Source organism: Archangium sp. (assembly GCF_045802675.1).
Lineage (GTDB): Bacteria > Myxococcota > Myxococcia > Myxococcales > Myxococcaceae > Archangium.
In genome coordinates this window covers 48,096-63,403 of the sequence record NZ_JBJMQO010000046.1, presented here as the reverse complement: position 1 = coordinate 63,403, position 15,308 = coordinate 48,096, and the positions used below count along the sequence as shown (strand labels likewise).

Here is a 15,308-nt window from a genome sequence, read left to right as displayed (position 1 = left end):
ATTTTCTGGGGTGTTGCTCTAGGCAGTCAAGGTCTTCACGGAGGGTGGCGTTTCAACGTCCACCATCCGACCGGGCACCCAACACACGCGCGTCGAGAATCCTTCCACCGGGGGGACTGACGCGTTTCAAGGCATGGAAACGGTCACGGCAACATGAAGGACACGCTCGAGCCGCGGAAGGTCGTCGTCACCCTCATCATCATCGCGATCGCGGTGGTGTTCGTTCTGGAGTTTGGTCCTGGTAGCTCGGGCTTCGGCCGGGCGAACCGGGCCGGGGCGGGAGGCCCCGTCACCCACTCGGCCGCCGCGGTGGTCAACGGGAAGGAGATTCCCGTCCTGGAGTTCCGCCGCGAGTACACGAGCCAGCTCCAGTACCTGCGCCAGCAGGGCAGCCCCGTCACCGAGGCGGTCGCCCGCCAGTTCGGCCTGCCCAACCAGGTGCTCGAGCGCATGGTGAACACGGAGCTGCTGGCCCAGGCCGGCGAGCGCCATGGGGTCCGGGCCTCGGACGAGGAGATTTTGAAGATCCTCGAGCGCAGCCCCGAGTTCCAGAAGGACGGCCAGTTCGACTACCCCACCTACCAGCAGGTGCTGCGCGACTACTTCCGCCAGACGCCCGCGGACTACGAGGAGGACATCCGCAAGCGCCTGACGGCGCAGAAGATGCTCGAGCTGGTGCAGAGCGGCGCCGTCGTCTCCGACGACGAGGTGCGCACCCGCTTCGAGAAGGAGGGCAACCAGGCGCGCATCGTGTTCGCCCGCTTCCTGCCCACCATGTACGCCGACAAGGTGCCGGCCCCGACCTCCGCGGACCTGGCCTCCTTCCGCCAGACGCATGAGAAGGAGCTCAAGGACTACTACGAGGCCAACCGCTTCGTGTACCAGCAGCCCGAGCGCGTCCACGCGCGGCAGATTCTGGTGAAGCTGGCCCCCAACGCCACGCCGGAGCAGAAGGCCCAGGCGATGGCGCGCGCCCAGTCGCTCCTCAAGGAGCTCGAGGGCGGCAAGGACTTCGCCCAGGTGGCGAGCGCCAGCAGCGACGACCCGGGCACCAAGGCCAAGGGCGGGGACCTGGGCTGGGTGGAGCGCGGCAGCTGGGACCCGGCGCTGGCCAACGCGGCCTTCGCGCTCGAGGCGGGCAAGGTGACGCAGCCCATCGAGACGCAGTTCGGCATCCACCTGGTGAAGGTGGAGGACAAGAAGCCGGCCCAGGACAAGAAGCTGGAGGAGGTGCAGGACGAGATCGCCACCACGCTCTACAAGCGCGAGAAGGCCAAGGCGCTCGCCCAGGCCGAGGCGCAGAAGGCGCTGGCCGAGGTGAAGAAGGGTGGCAAGACGCTCACCGCGCTCTTCCCGCCCGAGAAGGAGCAGCCGGCGCTGCTGCGCTTCGAGACGGAGACGCGTCCGGAGGCGGTGCAGACGGACACCTTCAACGCCGCCAGCACCAACGTGCCGCACCTCGGCCCGGCGCCGGACCTGCTCACCGCGGTGTTCGCCAGCAAGGGCCCGCAGGTGCTCGACCAGGCCTACGCCGTGGGCGAGGGCTACGTGGTGGCCCAGGTCACCGAGCGCCAGCTGCCGGATGACGCGAAGTTCGCCGAGAAGCGCGACGAGCTGCGCAAGCAGGCCCAGCAGGCCAAGGCGTACGAGGTGGCCGACTCCTTCCTCAAGCAGCTCAAGAAGGGCGGCAAGGTGCAGCTCAACTCCACCGTCATCGACCAGGTCGCCGGCGGGTAGCCAGCGCGAGGGGCGCTGACCCCTCGTCACCCGCTGGTTCCAGGGGGCGTCACCCTTCGGGGGGCGCCCCCTTCTTCATGGGCCGCCTACTTGCGGCCGGGCTTCATGGCCACGCCGCCGGGCATGTCCGCGTGCGGCACGGCGACACACACGTCGTCGCGGCCGCGGGCCTTGGCGGCGTACATGGCGAAGTCCGCCGCGCGCACCAGGTCCACCGAGGACAGCGCGTGCTCCGGGTAGGTGGCCACCCCGAGGCTCGCGGTAATCTGCAGCTCCAGCCCCTGGGCCTGCTGGAAGAGGCGGTTGCGGAAGGCGTCGCGGATGCGCGTGGCGCTCGTCACCGCCCCGTCCGTGCCCGTCTCCACCAGCAGCAGGGCGAACTCGTCCCCGCCGTAGCGGAAGACGTAGTCCAGCTGCCGGCAGCACGAGACGAGCAGCTCGCCCACCTCCTTCAACACCGCGCTGCCCACCAGGTGCCCGTGCGCGTCGTTGATGGACTTGAAGCGGTCCAGGTCCAGGAAGATGAGCGACACCGGGTGGTGGAAGCGCTGCGAGCGCCGCACCTCGTGCTCCAGCTGCGCGCGCAGGTGCCGGGCGTTGTACACGCCCGTGTGCTCGTCGGTGATGGTGAGCTCCTGCACCCGCCGGAAGTTGCGCGCGTTCTCGATGGCGATGGCCGCGAAGTCGGCGATGGCCGTGAGCGCCATCAGGTCATCCTGGGTGAAGGGCCGGTCCGTCACCCCGTTCACCAGCTCGATGACGCCCAGCACCCTCCCCCGCGCGATGAGCGGCACCGCCACGATGGAGCGGGTACGGAAGGCCGACGCATCATCGAAGCGCGAGGCGAAGGATGGGTCCCTCGACACGTCCTCCACCAGCCGGGCCGCGCCCGTGGAGAAGACGGTGCCGGCGATGCCCTCGCCCGGGGCCAGCTGCAGCCCCTTGAGGACGTCCGCCCCCTCGCCCACGGCGATCTCGAAATAGAGCTTGCCGGAGCGCTCGTCCTGCAAAAGCAGGGACCAATTGCGAGGCCTCAGCAGGCTGCGCACCTTCTCCATCATCAAGTTCAGGACCTCGCGCAATTCGAGCGTCGAGGTCAGTGCCTTGGCGATGTCGTTGTAGGCGGCCAACTGCTCCACCGTGCGCGTCATGGCCGCGAGCAGGTCCGCGGGGTTCATCCAGGGTCCACTCCAGGGCGCAGTTCTGCTAGAGGCGAGCCGTAACATGCACACAACAGTGGGTCAAACCCGGCTCGTTCTCGCGTCCGCTTCGCCGCGTCGGCGCGAGTTGCTCGGCCAGCTTGGACTGGCCTTCGAGGTGTCCGCGGCGGACATCGACGAAACCCCCCACCCGGGAGAGGCGGCACCAGCCTACGTGCTCCGGCTGGCCCGGGAAAAGGCCAGAACGGTGGCCAATCGAAATCCTGGCGCCTGGGTGCTGGCCGCCGACACCACCGTCGTCCTGGGGGAGGAGCTTCTCGGCAAACCGCATGACACCTCCGAGGTCCGGGAAATGATGACCCGCCTGTCAGGTAGGATACACGAAGTCCAGACGGGTGTGGCACTCGCGGGCCCCGCGGGCGAGGAGGCCCTGGTGGTGCGCACCCGGGTGACGTTCCGGTCTCTCAGTCCGGAAGAAATCGCCTGGTACGCCAGCACCGGCGAGTCCCTGGACAAGGCGGGAGGCTACGCCATCCAGGGCAAGGGAGGGTTCCTGGTGGAGAGAATCGAAGGTAGCCCCACCAACGTCATCGGCCTGCCCCTGGGCGAGACGCTCGGGTTGCTGGCCCGGGCGGGCGTCCCCCTCCCCTGGAGCCAGCCATGAGCGGCGTGGCCGAGCGGCTGGCGGAGGTGCGGGCCCGGGTGGAGAAGGCGTGCGCTCGCGCGGGCCGGGAGCCCGGGAGCGTCACCCTGGTGGCGGTGTCCAAGCTGAAGCCGGCGGCCCTCATCCGCGAGGCGTATGCGGCGGGGCAGCGGGACTTCGGGGAGAACTACGCGCAGGAGCTGCGGGACAAGGCCGCGGAGCTGGCGGACCTGGAGGGCCTGCGCTGGCACGCCATCGGGCCGCTGCAGACGAACAAGGTGAAGTACGTAGCCAAGGCCGCGCGCTCCTTCCACGCGCTGGACAGGCTGGAGGTGGCGCAGGAGCTGTCGCGCCGCCGGCAGGACGCGCCCCTCCCCTGCTACGTGGAGGTGAACGTGGGCGGCGAGGCCAGCAAGAGCGGGCTGGCGCCGGACGCGCTGGGGCCCTTCCTGGAGTCCGTGCGCGCGCTGCCGGGGCTGCGGGTGGAGGGCCTCATGTCGCTGCCCCCGCCCACCGAGGACGAGCAGGTGGCACGCGGCTACTTCCGCACGCTGCGCGAGCTGGCCGGGCGGCACGGGCTGACGGGCCTGTCCATGGGCACCACCCACGACTTCGAGCGGGCCATCGAGGAAGGGGCCACCCTGGTGCGCGTGGGCACCGCCATCTTCGGCGAGCGCACCTGAGCCGGACGGAGGCCCCCTTCCTTGGGGCTCACAGCTCCTTGAACTTGAAGCGGCCGGAGTCGGTGGCCTTCACGAGGAACTCGCAGCCGCAATAGTTGCAGAGCACCTCCTGGCCGTCCGCGAGCGCCTCCTCGACCGGATTGTTGGCGTTGCACTCGGGGCAGTCGAAGTCCTTGCGGGCCCCCTTGGAACCCGAGTCCTTCTTGTCGTCATCGTCCTCGTAGTAGTTCAACGACATCGCGTTCCTCCTGAGCCAGTGTCGGCTCCGGCACACACCGGCCGGTTCATCCCCAGGCTAGCAGCCTCGCGGGGGGAAGGGCGCGCCTCCTCTCCAGGGAGACGCACCGTGCCTGGCCGCATGCTGTCCGGCCGGGTCTGTCCGGTTCTGGCGCCCGGCGGGCATGACGGGCCCCATCCACGGTTGAATGCGCCCACCGGCCTATCGTCCATGAGGAATCAGCCGGGGGTTGCAGTCTGGCCGTGGAGTTGGCGCGCCAGGACGCGGCTGCCTACTTTCCGCACCTGCCCACTGGCCAGGCCGCGGGGTACCGAGCCAGGAGCCATCGATGCGCGAGCAGTACAAGGGAGTGTTCACCGGGTGGATGTTCGGCCTCCTGCTGTCGGGGGCGGCCCTGGCGCAGGGCGAGACGCGCTCGGCCTTCAGCCCCGGTGAGCAGGCGCGCTACCGCGTGCAGTACCTCGGGGTGACGGCGGGCTCGGCGCAGGTGACGGTGGGCGCGCCCATGAAGCAGTGGGGCAAGGACGTGTGGCCCATCGTCTCGATGGCGAAGTCCGAGTCCGTGGCCGGCGTCTGGCCCGTGAAGGACAAGTACGTCTCCTACTGGGACTTCACCACGCAGCGGGTGCTGGGCTCGGACATGCTCGAGGACCAGAACAACAAGCGCCGCCGCGTGCGCGTGAAGATGGGCGAGGACGGCAGATCCGCCCTGGTGGTGAAGCAGAAGGAGGGCGAGACGCCCCGCGAGTCCACCCACGAGCTGCCCGAGGGCACGCTCGACGTGGCCGGCGCCACCTTCGCGCTGCGCAACGTCGCGCTCGAGGTGGGCAGGGAGTACAGCTACCCCGTCTTCACCGGCTCGAAGAGCTTCCAGATGAAGGCGAAGGTGGAGGCGCGGGAGACGCTCGCGACGGCGCTGGGCAAGCAGGACGTGTACCGGATGCGCGTGTACACCGAGTTCTCCGGCAACCTGGCTTCCAAGCGCGACATGGTGGCCTGGTTCACGGCGGACGGGCGCCGCGTCCCGGTGCGCATCGAGGCGGAGCTCGCCCTGGGCTCCATCGTCGCGGAGTTGATGGACTACGAGCAGGGCAAGGCCCTCGCGCCGGCACCGGCGGCGACGGCACGCAACGGACTCTAGCGCGCCACTCAGTGGCCGCGGACAGGGGGAGACATGGGGGCGGGGGCGGGTTGGGCGGCGCAATGGGTGCTCGCGGGGATGCTGGCCGCGGCGCCGGAGCCTCGGGTGGTGTCCGCGCTGGAGAAGGTCCGGCCGGGAGTCACGCTCAAGGGGGAGAAGGAAGCCCGGTTGAGCCTCGCGCGCGGTGAGTGCGAGGCCGCCCAGGTGGTGCTCCCCCCGGACGTCCCGGGCCTGAAAGTGAAGCCGCTGGCGCTGCGCGGGCCCGGAGGCAGGACGCTGGAGGCCTCGGTGTGGCGCGAGGCCTTCCTGGACATCCAGACGCCCTCCAATTCGCAGGGAGGCACGGGGCCGTGGCCGGATCCGCTCGTGCCGGTGGAGGCCCCGGCGGGCGTCGCGGGCGTCCCCACCGTCCTCTACGTGGAGCTGTGCGCGCCGGAGAAACAGGCGCCGGGCACGTACCAGGGCGCGCTGAGCCTGGAGTCCGAGAGCGGGCCGCTCCCGCCCGTGCCCTTCACCGCCGAGGTGCAGCCCTTCGTCCTGCCGGCCACCTCGTCGCTGCCCAACAGCTTCGGCATCTCGCTCTACAGCATCGCCCGGAAACACGGGTTGAAGCCCGAGTCCCCCGAGGCCCGTGAGCTGCTGCACGACTACGCGCGCGAGCTGCTGTCCCACCGCCTCAGCGCCCACGGCATGAGCATGGAGCCGCCGCCCGTGCGCTTCGAGGGCGGCACGCCGGTGGTGGACTTCCGCGCGTACGACGCGGAGCTCGGGCCCTTCCTGGACGGGACGGTGCTGCCCTCGGGCGCCCGCTTCACCACCACCGACGTGCGCGACAGCAAGCTGGCCCGCACCGACGCGGAGAAGGCCGCGTACTACCGCGCCTTCGCCGAGCACTTCCGCGAGAAGGGCTGGCACACGCGCCTCTTCTTCTACGCCAAGGACGAGCCCAAGCCCGAGGACGTGGCCCTCGTGCGCGCCCAGGCGCTCCGGGTGCGCTCGTCTGGCAAGGACGTGCCGGTGCTCGTCACCGCGCCGCTCGATGACGCGCTGCGTGGCTCGGCGGACATCCTCGCGCCCACCCTCAACTGCTTCTTCCCCCGCCCCGGGCCCCAGACGTGCCGCAACGTGCTCTCCCTTCAGACGCTGCGCGGCCGGTTGGATCCCCACGTGAAGGTGTGGTGGTACCAGAGCTGCAACTCGCACGGCTGCACCGGCGGGCCCGCCGAGGACCCCGCGACGGAGAAGGCCTACAGCGGCTGGGCTTCCTACATGGTGGACCACCCCGCCCCGCTCAACCGCGCCATGGGCCCGCTGGCCTTCCTCTCCGGCGTGGATGGCGAGCTCTATTTCGACACCGTCTACGCCTACAACACGAAGGACCCCTGGAAGGACGTCTTCGAGTTCGGCGGCAACGGCGACGGCACCCTCTTCTACCCGGCCACCCCGGAGCGGCCGGGCTTCTCCCGCCACCAGCCCGTGGTGTCCTTGCGCCTCAAACACATCCGCGACGGGCTCGAGGACTACGAGTACCTCCGGCTCCTGGAAACGCTCGGGGAGCAGAGCTTCGCCCGGGAGGCCGCGCGGCGGCTCGCCCGCTCGGGCTACGAGGTGGAGACGAATCCCCGGCAGTGGGAACAGGTGCGCCGGGAGATGACCCAGCGGCTGAGAAAGCGCTGGGAGGCGTCCGAATACGCAAAGCGTTCGGGCGTCCATTCGAAATGACCGTGACCTGGAGACCTCTCTCCCGGAGTGCAAGGATGACCGTCATGCGCACAGCCCTCGCAGCCCTTCTCTTCAGCTTCTCCTCCGCTGCCTGGGCTCAGTTGCCGGACGCGGACGGACCCGACGAGCACAAGGCTCCGGCTCAGGCGCAGGCCCCCACCCCGCCCGCCGCTGGCGTGCCCCGGTGCGAGCAGCGCCTGCCCACCCTGCGCAGCCCTCTGGCCTTCGCTCCGGGCGAGACGCTCGAGTTCGACCTCGACGCCATGGGCGCCACCGCCGGCAAGATGACCATGCAGGTGCAGAAGAAGCAGGACAACTCCCTGCCCGTGCAGATCAAGGTGCAGACCAACTCCTTCTTCTCCAAGGTGCGCCGGGTGGACGCCACCGCGGTGAGCTACCTGAACCCCAAGACGCTGCGGCCCTCGCGCTACACCGAGGACGCCACGGAGAACGAGCAGCACCGCACGGTGGACGTGGCCTTCAACCCCAAGGACCGCAGCGTGCGCGTGAACTACACGCAGCGCGGCCGCCCGGGCTCCAACAACTACGCCTACGAGCACGAGGGCATGGACGTGGCCGGCGCCGTCTACATGATGCGCCAGCTGCCCATGAAGGAGGGCCTGCCCCTCTGCTTCGATGTCTACGGTGTGCGCCGCATGTGGCGGCTGACGGGCTCGGTGCTCAAGCGCGAGCACGTGTCCACGCCCCTGGGCGAGTTCGACGCCTGGCACCTCACCGGCACCGCCGTGCGCCTGGACAAGCCCACCATGACGCGCGAGGTGCACGTGTGGATTACCGATGACGACCGCCGGCTGCCGCTCGCGGCCGTGGGCACCATCGACCTCGGCGCCGTGCGCGCCACCCTCACGTCGTTCTCCCGCCCGGGCGAGAAGGGTCAGCAGGCCCAGGGCAAGGAGAGCCTCAAGTGGTAGTGGCCTGACGCATCAGCCCCGCCGCCTGCGACAGCCGGCGGCGCACCCGCGTCACCGCGCCCATCAACACCTCCAGCCGCTGCAGCACCAGCTGATCCTCCCCCGCCTGAATCAGCGCCAGGGGGGACAGGGTGCCCGGCTCGAGCGCCTCGAGCACGTCGGTGAAGTGGGCCTCCACGTCCTCGAGCGCCTCGAGTCCCTCGCGCAGGTCATCCTCGAGGAAGTCCAGCAGCACGGTGGAGTCCGTGCGCTCGGGCAGAGCGTGGCCGAGGCGCTCCATCGCCAGATGGAGCGGATCGGCTCCCACGCGGCGCAGCGTCGCGGGAGCGGCAACGAGGGCGGCAGCGGGTGTCGTCATGTGCGACAAGCTACAGGCCAGTAGCAGAGGGTCAATTTTTCGCACTCAGGGCGAGGGCGCCGCGCCTCCCGAAGGTGCCGTCGTGGGAACCGCCGCCGGAGGCGCCGTCGCGCCGGCGGGAGCCGCTGCTGTCGTGGGAGTGGACACCACGCCCGGCACCGTGGACGCGCCCGGAGTCGCCGTGGGCGCCGTGGCCCCAGGCGGTGTGGCGGAGACGGGCTGCGAGTTGAGCGGCGGCGGCGTGGAGATGAGCGGCACCGCGGGCTGTCCGCTGAGGGGCAGTGGGCTGGCGACGAGCGGCACCGGCTGCTGCGAGTTGAGCGGCTGAGGCGTGGCGACGAGCGGCACCGCGGGCGTCTGCACCTGCGACGGGCTCGGCGTGCTCACCACGCCGGCCGTCACCCGGGTGCCCCCGAAGGCGACCTCCGGCCCAGGCACTCCGGGCACCAGCGGCACCACGGTGAACGAGCCATTCGTGGACAGGAAGGTGGACTGCGGCGCCGAGGTCTGCGGCACCAAGGCCCCCACCGTCGTCGTCGGCAGCTCGCTGGCGCTCCTCACGCGCGCCGGGTTCTGGAAGGCATCCGGGACGAAGGGCGTCGTCGGCGTGGTGGGAAGCTGCGCGTCGGGCTGACCGGGCGGCGAGGGCTCGTTCGCGTTGAGGGCGACGCGACCCGGGCTCGTCGGCGTCACGAAGGTGTCCGGGACGACGGGCGTCGTCGTGGAGCCGGGCGTCACCACATCGGGCTGACTGGCATCCTGCGTGGAGAGGGACACACGGCCCGCGTGCAGGAAGGGCTCGATGACTCCTCCCACCTGGCTCGCGGGCCCCGGCAGCGTGACGTCGGCCTGGGGGGCCAGCTGCTCCGTCCTCACCGCGTCCGACAGACCATCCGTGGCCCCGAGCGTGGGGGTGGCTCCGGACGGCTGCGTCCCCGCCACGGCCGCCGTGCCGAACTGCCCCAGGCCCGTCCCGAATGGGGATTGCCCCTGGCCGAACTGGGACGGCCCCGTCGTCACCGCCAGGCCGGAGCCCCCGACGCCCTGCGGCTGGGTGTTGGGCACGGCGCCCAGCGAGACCCCACCCGGCACCGGGGAGCTCGGCGGAGCAACACCCACGTACACCCCGGCCGTGGGCACCACCGCCACCGCGGGCACGTCGGTGCCAGCCACGGTGATGGCCACGTCCTCGAAGTCGAACTGGATGAAGCCGCGCGGCTCGAGCTCCCGCGGCAGGTTCCACACCAGCACGTCCAGCTCGGTGTCTCCCGGACGGGCCACGGGGAGCACCCGGAAGGTGTCATCGTCCGCGTGGGCTCCCCACGCCAGCGCGGAGGCGTGGATGACGGCCGAGTCCGTCAGCAGCTCGCCGTTGCGCCAGACGCGGCCCACGCCCCAGAGCGCCACCGCCGCCCGCTCCCGCGACATGCTGGAGAAGCCGAGCGGCGCGCCGCCATGCAGGTCCTGGTTGAGCACCACCCCGCCCGCGATGGGCTGGGCGGGCGCCCCCATCGGCCCCGGCGGAAAGCCCGCCCGGTCCAACTCCACCCGGTACGAGTCCCCGGCGATGTCGAAGGTGGCCACCAACCGCCCGGCATCGCCGTAGGTGGCCCGGGGGTCCGCGATGCGGTCCTGCACGGACAGCTCCGCCGAGCCGCTGCCGCGCTCGAACAGGTCCGTGAAGGGCACCGGGCCCTGAGTGAAGTAGCCGACGTTCCCCACCGTGCGAGCGGTGGCCTCGGGACCGTCGAAGGTGAAGCCCACCGGGCCTGCCGAGAGCAGTCCGGTGAGCACCAAGCTGGAGAGGATTCCCACCATCAACGCTGCCTCCTCCAGCAGAGGGTAGGCAGCGGAGGCGTCGGGTGGCGGCTCGAAGCAGCCGGGCGGGCAGGCACCCGCCCAGGCCGCTAGATGAGCCCGCGAGCGCGGCGGATCTGCTCCACCGTCTTGTTGTACTCGATGTCGAAGGCGCTCGTGCCCTCCTGCAGGTGCTTCAGGCGCGAGCGGGCCTCCTTGTCGATCTCGTCGTCCACGTCCAGGTGCTTCTTCATCACCACGTGGATCTTCTGCCGCAGAATGTTGTCGGCGGCATAGACCTCCTCGACGTTGCGGCTGATGAGGAGGAACTCGATCATCTGGTTGATGACGTATTCGATGCCCTCGTCGCCCATCTTGAAGCCACGGACGTCGGCCATCTCACGCTTGACCTGATTGAACTTGGAGTAGTCGTAGCCGCGGCGCTCCAGAGCCTCGCGCGTGGCCTGATTCACCCGCTCCTCGTTGGCCAGGTACTCACGCATGATGGCGGAAAGGTCCATCTCGGCATCAGCCACGCGCATCGGCTCCACCTCGATATCCCCGTCCTGCATCAGCCTCTGGACGACCTCCCGGGAGATGATCGGAATCACCTTCGGATAGAGCCTCATATCGGTCCCTCGCCCCTTGAAGACGTCTCGACTGGACCTGTCCGCTATAAATCAGCGTCGCGCCCAGTCGCAATGAAAAACCCCAGGAACATCGCGGATTCAGCGGCCTTTCCCGCATCCGCTTTCGACCGGAAATTAATCACGGCGAGCCGGGTGGCGACCCTTCTTCTGACTTTTCGTCCACCAGGGCACCCGCATCCGCCAGGGAGGCTTCGCGGATGGGATCCTCCGAGTCCTCCTCCGGGTGCCCGTGGAGGGCGGCGTGAACCCGCTCGGCCACCGTGGGCCCGAGCACCTCGGCGAGCTCCTCGATGGGGGCCTCCTTCACCCGCTTGAGTGAGCCGAAGTGGCGCAACAGCAGCTTCTTGCGCGTCTGCCCCACCCCTGGGATGTCCTCCAGGACGGAGTGGAAGTTGCCCTTGCGCATGCTCTTCTGTTGGAAGGTAATCGCGAAGCGGTGGGCCTCGTCGCGCAGGCGGGCGAGCAGGTAGAGCTCGGCCGAGTTCTGCCGCAGGACGATGGGATCCTTGCGGTGGGGGATGAAGACGCGCTCGGGGCTGCGGGCGCTCTCCTCGTCCCGGTCATGCACGTCCAGGTCGCGGCTCTTGGCCAGGGAGATGATGTCCACCCCTTCAATCCCCAGGTCCTTGGCGGCGGCGAGCGCGCTGGCGAGCTGTCCCTTGCCACCGTCGATGACCAGCAGATCAGGCAGGTCCCCCTCCTCCTGGCCGCGCTTGAGCCGGCGGGTGATGACCTCGTGCATGCTGGCGAAGTCGTCCTGCTTCTCGAGCGTCTTGATCCGGTAGCGGCGGTAGCGCGACTTGTCGATCTCCCCGTCGGTGGCGGCCACCTGCGAGGCGACGATGCTCGAGCCCTGGAAGTGCGAGATGTCGAAGCACTCCATGCGGCGAGGCAGCTGGCGCAGGTGGAGCCGCTCCTGGAGCCGGCGCAACACGGCCTCGGTCTCGTCCTTGGTGCGGCGGCGCTCGAGCACGGCCTGCTCGGCGTTCTTCTGCGCCATGTCCACCAGGTCGCGCTTCTCGCCGCGCTTGGGCACCATCACGCGCACGCGCTCGCCCTTGCGCTCGGTGAGCAGCGCCTCCATGCCCTCGCGCTCCTCGATGTCGAGCGGGAGGAGCACCTCCTCCGGCACGAAGTTGCCCTGGTCGTAGTAGAGGTTGACGAAGGAGGGGATCAGCTCCTCGTCGGGGAACTCCTGGCTCCCCAGCGGGAAGGCCTGGCCGCCGTTGAGCCGGCCCTGGCGCACGTAGAGGACTTAGACGAGCAGCCGGTCCCCATCGCGGTGGAAGGCGAAGACGTCCTGGTCCTTGAAGTCGGTGGTGGCCACCTTCTGGCGCTCGAGGCTGCGCTCGATGGCGAGCAACTGGTCGCGGACGCGCGCGGCCTCCTCGAACTTGAGCTCGCTGGAGGCCTGCTTCATGCGCGCGCGCAAGCCCTCCACCAGCTCTCCCGCCTTGCCCTCGAGGAACAGCACCACCTCGTCCACGCTCTTGCGGTACTCGTTCTCGGGGACGGGGTAGACGCAGGGCGCGGGGCAGCGGCCAATCTGGTGCAGCAGACAGGGCCGCTGGCGGTTGGCGAGCACGTGGTCCGTGCAGGTGCGCAGGTGGAAGTAGCGGTTGATGATGCGCAGCGTCTCGCGGATGGCGCTCGCGCTGGAGTACGGGCCGAAGTAGCGCGCCCCGTCCTTCTGGTAGCGCCGCACCACCTCCAGCCGCGGGTAGGCCTGCGTACGGTCGAGCCGCAGCGAGATGTACTGCTTGTCGTCCTTGAGCAGGACGTTGAAGCGCGGCTTGTGCTTCTTGATGAGCTCGTTCTCGAGGAGGAGCGCTTCCTTCTCGTTGTGGACGAGCACCGTCTCGAGGTCGCCGAGGAACTGGTCCAGGAGCGACACGAAGGCGCGGGTGTCGCCGGTGCGCGTGAAGTACGAGCGCACGCGGTTGCGCAGGTTGATCGCCTTGCCCACGTAGATGATTTCGCCCCGGCGGTCCTTCATCAGGTACACGCCGGGCTCGGTGGGCAGTGCGTCCAGCTTGGCTTCGAGCTTCGCGTCCATACGGGGTTAGCGGCTCCTCCGGGGTCCGATGCCCGTCTTGCCGTGGGGAGGACCCCCGCCCCCGCCACCACCACCGCCCTTGCCGCGTGATGGGGCGCCGCGCTTGCCGCCGCGAGCCCCGGGCGTGCCGGGCTTCTTGTCATCGGCCGGCTTGATGGGGGCGTTGAGCAGCGCGCGGCTGGGCGGCTTGAGCCCCAGCTCCATGTCCTTGAGCAGGACGATGCGGTCGCGGAACTCGGCGGCCTTCTCGAACTGCATCTCGTCGGCGTAGTGCTGCATGTCCTTGGTGAACTCGCCGATGAGGCGCTTGAGCTCCTTGGGCTCCAGCACGTCGTTGGCCGAGTCGGCCGCCATGGGCAGCGCGGACGGGTCCGCGTCGTACAGGTGCTCGGACAGGTCGAGGATGTGGCTCTTCACCGCCTTGGGCGTAATGCCGTGCTGCGCGTTGTAGGCGCGCTGCACCTCGCGGCGGCGGTTGGTCTCCTCGAGGGCCCGCTTCATCGAGTCCGTAATGGACTCGGCGTACATGATGACGCGGCCGTTGAGATTACGGGCGGCGCGGCCGATGGTCTGGATGAGGGACACGTGGCTGCGCAGGAAGCCTTCCTTGTCCGCGTCGAAGATGGCCACCAGCGACACCTCGGGGATGTCGAGGCCCTCGCGCAGCAGGTTGATGCCCACGAGCACGTCGAACTCGCCCTTGCGCAGGTCGCGGATGATGGCGGTGCGCTCGATGGCGCCGATGTCCGAGTGCAGGTAGCGCACCTTCACGCCCACGTCGGTGAGGTACTCGGTGAGGTCCTCCGCCATGCGCTTGGTGAGGGTGGTGACGAGCACGCGCTCCTTCTTCACCACGCGCTTGCGAACCTCCTCCAGCACGTCGTCCACCTGGTTGCGCGCGGGGCGGACCTCCACCTCGGGGTCCGTCAGGCCCGTGGGGCGGATGATCTGCTCCACCACCACGCCCTTGGACTTCTGCAGCTCGTACTCGGCGGGCGTGGCCGAGACGAACACGGCCTGCTGCACCATGTCCTCGAACTCGGTGAACTTCAGCGGGCGGTTGTCCAGGGCGCTGGGCAGGCGGAAGCCGTGCCCCACCAGCGTCTCCTTGCGCGCGCGGTCCCCCCGGTACATGGCGCCCACCTGCGGCACCGTCTGGTGGCTCTCGTCGATGAGCACCAGCATGTTGCGCGGGAAGTAGTCCAAGAGGCACGGCGGGGCCTCACCGGGTTGCCGGCCCGAGAAGTGCCGCGAGTAGTTCTCGATGCCGTTGCAGTACCCCACCTGCTCGATCATCTCGAGGTCGTACATCGTGCGCTGCTCCAGGCGCTGGGCCTCGAGCAGCTTGCCCTCGCGCTTGAACTCCTGGAGGCGCTCGCTCAGCTCGTCGCGGATGGTCTGCAGGGCGTTCCTGCGCGTGTCCACCTCGGTGACGTAGTGGCTCGCGGGGAAGATGACGACCTTGTCCAGTGCATTGAGCGTCGCGCCGCGCAGCGGATCGAACTCGGTGATCTTCTCCACCTCGTCGCCGAAGAAGCTCACGCGCACGGCGCGCTCCTCCTCGTAGGCGGGGAACACTTCCACGGTGTCGCCGCGGGCCCGGAACGTCCCGCGGTGGAAGTCCAGGTCGTTGCGCTCGTACTGGCTCTCCACGAGCCTGCGGATGAAGGTGTCGCGGCCGAGCTCGGCGCCCACGTTCACGGTGACGGCCATGTCCACGTACGAGCGCGCCGTACCGAGGCCGTAGATGCAGGACACGCTGGCCACGATGAGCACGTCATCTCGCGTGCGCAGCGAGTGCGTGGCCGAGTGGCGCATCCGTTCGATCTCATCGTTCACCGAGGAGTCCTTCTCGATGAACGTGTCCGTGGTGGGGATGTACGCCTCGGGCTGGTAGTAGTCGAAGTAGGAGACGAAGTACTCGATGGCGTTGTTGGGGAAGAGCGACTTGAACTCGCCGTAGAGCTGGGCGGCCAGGGTCTTGTTGTGCGCGATGAGCAGCGTGGGCCGCTTCACGTTGGCGATGACGTTCGCCATGGTGAACGTCTTGCCCGAACCCGTGACGCCGAGCAGCGTCTGGTAGCGGTCCCCGCGCAGCAGGGCCTCGGTGAGCTCACCGATGGCGCGCGGTTGGTCGCCCTGGGGCTTGTAGTCGCTGACGAGCTGGAACTCAGGCATGGGGCACGGATTT

General features: G+C 69.4%; 12 protein-coding genes and 1 pseudogene. 6 read left to right on the top strand and 7 right to left on the bottom strand.

The window, feature by feature from the left end:
* Positions 1-153: 153 nt before the first annotated feature.
* Positions 154-1,737: a SurA N-terminal domain-containing protein gene (locus tag ACJ8AN_RS14135; RefSeq protein ID WP_407755858.1), complete on the top strand. Its 1,584-nt coding sequence runs from the start codon at positions 154-156 to the stop codon at positions 1,735-1,737.
* A gap of 86 nt (positions 1,738-1,823) precedes the next feature.
* On the opposite strand, the gene ACJ8AN_RS14130 is transcribed toward ACJ8AN_RS14135, so the two are convergent.
* Positions 1,824-2,915: a diguanylate cyclase gene (locus tag ACJ8AN_RS14130; RefSeq protein ID WP_407755857.1), complete on the bottom strand. Its 1,092-nt coding sequence runs from the start codon at positions 2,913-2,915 to the stop codon at positions 1,824-1,826.
* Positions 2,916-2,961: 46 nt separating this feature from the next.
* On the opposite strand from ACJ8AN_RS14130, the gene ACJ8AN_RS14125 reads away from it, so the two are divergent.
* Complete coding sequence (locus ACJ8AN_RS14125; RefSeq protein ID WP_407755856.1) at positions 2,962-3,561, top strand: Maf family protein; 600 nt, start codon at positions 2,962-2,964, stop codon at positions 3,559-3,561.
* Positions 3,558-4,223, top strand: coding sequence for a YggS family pyridoxal phosphate-dependent enzyme (locus ACJ8AN_RS14120; protein WP_407755855.1), 666 nt, complete (start codon positions 3,558-3,560; stop codon positions 4,221-4,223). Before ACJ8AN_RS14125 ends, ACJ8AN_RS14120 begins: the two co-directional genes overlap by 4 nt.
* 28 nt (positions 4,224-4,251) lie before the next feature.
* Here the strand turns inward: ACJ8AN_RS14120 and ACJ8AN_RS14115 are convergent, their stop codons facing one another.
* Positions 4,252-4,461, bottom strand: a complete 210-nt coding sequence (locus tag ACJ8AN_RS14115; RefSeq protein WP_407755854.1) for a hypothetical protein — start codon at positions 4,459-4,461, stop codon at positions 4,252-4,254.
* A gap of 328 nt (positions 4,462-4,789) precedes the next feature.
* Between ACJ8AN_RS14115 and ACJ8AN_RS14110 the strand changes: the two genes are divergently transcribed.
* Genes ACJ8AN_RS14110 through ACJ8AN_RS14100 form a run of 3 tightly spaced genes read left to right on the top strand, consistent with a single transcriptional unit; the run spans position 4,790 to position 8,256 of the window.
* Positions 4,790-5,602: a DUF3108 domain-containing protein gene (locus tag ACJ8AN_RS14110; protein WP_407755853.1), complete on the top strand. Its 813-nt coding sequence runs from the start codon at positions 4,790-4,792 to the stop codon at positions 5,600-5,602.
* Positions 5,603-5,635: 33 nt separating this feature from the next.
* On the top strand, positions 5,636-7,324 hold the full coding sequence (locus ACJ8AN_RS14105) for a glycoside hydrolase domain-containing protein (RefSeq protein WP_407755852.1): 1,689 nt from the start codon (positions 5,636-5,638) through the stop codon (positions 7,322-7,324).
* Positions 7,325-7,359: 35 nt separating this feature from the next.
* On the top strand, positions 7,360-8,256 hold the full coding sequence (locus ACJ8AN_RS14100) for a DUF3108 domain-containing protein (protein WP_407755851.1): 897 nt from the start codon (positions 7,360-7,362) through the stop codon (positions 8,254-8,256).
* Here ACJ8AN_RS14100 and ACJ8AN_RS14095 read toward each other — a convergent pair.
* The 5 genes and pseudogenes from ACJ8AN_RS14095 to uvrB all read right to left on the bottom strand — a co-directional run bounded on the left by ACJ8AN_RS14095 (position 8,246) and on the right by uvrB (position 15,295).
* Positions 8,246-8,614, bottom strand: coding sequence for a hypothetical protein (locus tag ACJ8AN_RS14095; protein WP_407755850.1), 369 nt, complete (start codon positions 8,612-8,614; stop codon positions 8,246-8,248). The two genes, ACJ8AN_RS14100 and ACJ8AN_RS14095, sit on opposite strands and share 11 nt — an antisense overlap.
* Positions 8,615-8,659: 45 nt before the next feature.
* A complete protein-coding gene (locus tag ACJ8AN_RS14090) occupies positions 8,660-10,432 on the bottom strand; it encodes a hypothetical protein (protein ID WP_407755849.1) in 1,773 nt (590 codons plus the stop codon).
* Positions 10,433-10,521: 89 nt separating this feature from the next.
* Positions 10,522-11,040 carry a DUF507 family protein gene (locus ACJ8AN_RS14085; protein WP_407755848.1) on the bottom strand — a complete coding sequence of 173 codons (519 nt, stop codon included), beginning with the start codon at positions 11,038-11,040 and terminating at the stop codon, positions 10,522-10,524.
* A gap of 139 nt (positions 11,041-11,179) precedes the next feature.
* Positions 11,180-13,117, bottom strand: a pseudogene (uvrC, locus tag ACJ8AN_RS14080) (excinuclease ABC subunit UvrC).
* Between the two features lie 6 nt (positions 13,118-13,123).
* The gene (gene uvrB, locus ACJ8AN_RS14075; protein WP_407755847.1) at positions 13,124-15,295 is read right to left on the bottom strand and encodes an excinuclease ABC subunit UvrB; all 2,172 of its coding nucleotides are present in this window, start codon (positions 15,293-15,295) and stop codon (positions 13,124-13,126) included.
* Positions 15,296-15,308 lie beyond the last annotated feature (13 nt).

What these genes read in the sequence shown, in the direction of transcription:
- ACJ8AN_RS14125 (WP_407755856.1), top strand. Translation starts at nt 2,962, where the DNA reads ATGCACACAACAGTGGGTCAAACCCGGCTCGTTCTCGCGTCCGCTTCG.
- ACJ8AN_RS14110 (WP_407755853.1), top strand. Translation starts at nt 4,790, where the DNA reads ATGCGCGAGCAGTACAAGGGAGTGTTCACCGGGTGGATGTTCGGCCTC.
- ACJ8AN_RS14085 (WP_407755848.1), bottom strand. Translation starts at nt 11,040, where the DNA reads ATGAGGCTCTATCCGAAGGTGATTCCGATCATCTCCCGGGAGGTCGTC.
- ACJ8AN_RS14130 (WP_407755857.1), bottom strand. Translation starts at nt 2,915, where the DNA reads ATGAACCCCGCGGACCTGCTCGCGGCCATGACGCGCACGGTGGAGCAG.
- ACJ8AN_RS14090 (WP_407755849.1), bottom strand. Translation starts at nt 10,432, where the DNA reads ATGGTGGGAATCCTCTCCAGCTTGGTGCTCACCGGACTGCTCTCGGCA.
- ACJ8AN_RS14135 (WP_407755858.1), top strand. Translation starts at nt 154, where the DNA reads ATGAAGGACACGCTCGAGCCGCGGAAGGTCGTCGTCACCCTCATCATC.
- ACJ8AN_RS14115 (WP_407755854.1), bottom strand. Translation starts at nt 4,461, where the DNA reads ATGTCGTTGAACTACTACGAGGACGATGACGACAAGAAGGACTCGGGT.
- ACJ8AN_RS14105 (WP_407755852.1), top strand. Translation starts at nt 5,636, where the DNA reads ATGGGGGCGGGGGCGGGTTGGGCGGCGCAATGGGTGCTCGCGGGGATG.
- uvrB (WP_407755847.1), bottom strand. Translation starts at nt 15,295, where the DNA reads ATGCCTGAGTTCCAGCTCGTCAGCGACTACAAGCCCCAGGGCGACCAA.
- ACJ8AN_RS14120 (WP_407755855.1), top strand. Translation starts at nt 3,558, where the DNA reads ATGAGCGGCGTGGCCGAGCGGCTGGCGGAGGTGCGGGCCCGGGTGGAG.
- ACJ8AN_RS14095 (WP_407755850.1), bottom strand. Translation starts at nt 8,614, where the DNA reads ATGACGACACCCGCTGCCGCCCTCGTTGCCGCTCCCGCGACGCTGCGC.
- ACJ8AN_RS14100 (WP_407755851.1), top strand. Translation starts at nt 7,360, where the DNA reads ATGACCGTCATGCGCACAGCCCTCGCAGCCCTTCTCTTCAGCTTCTCC.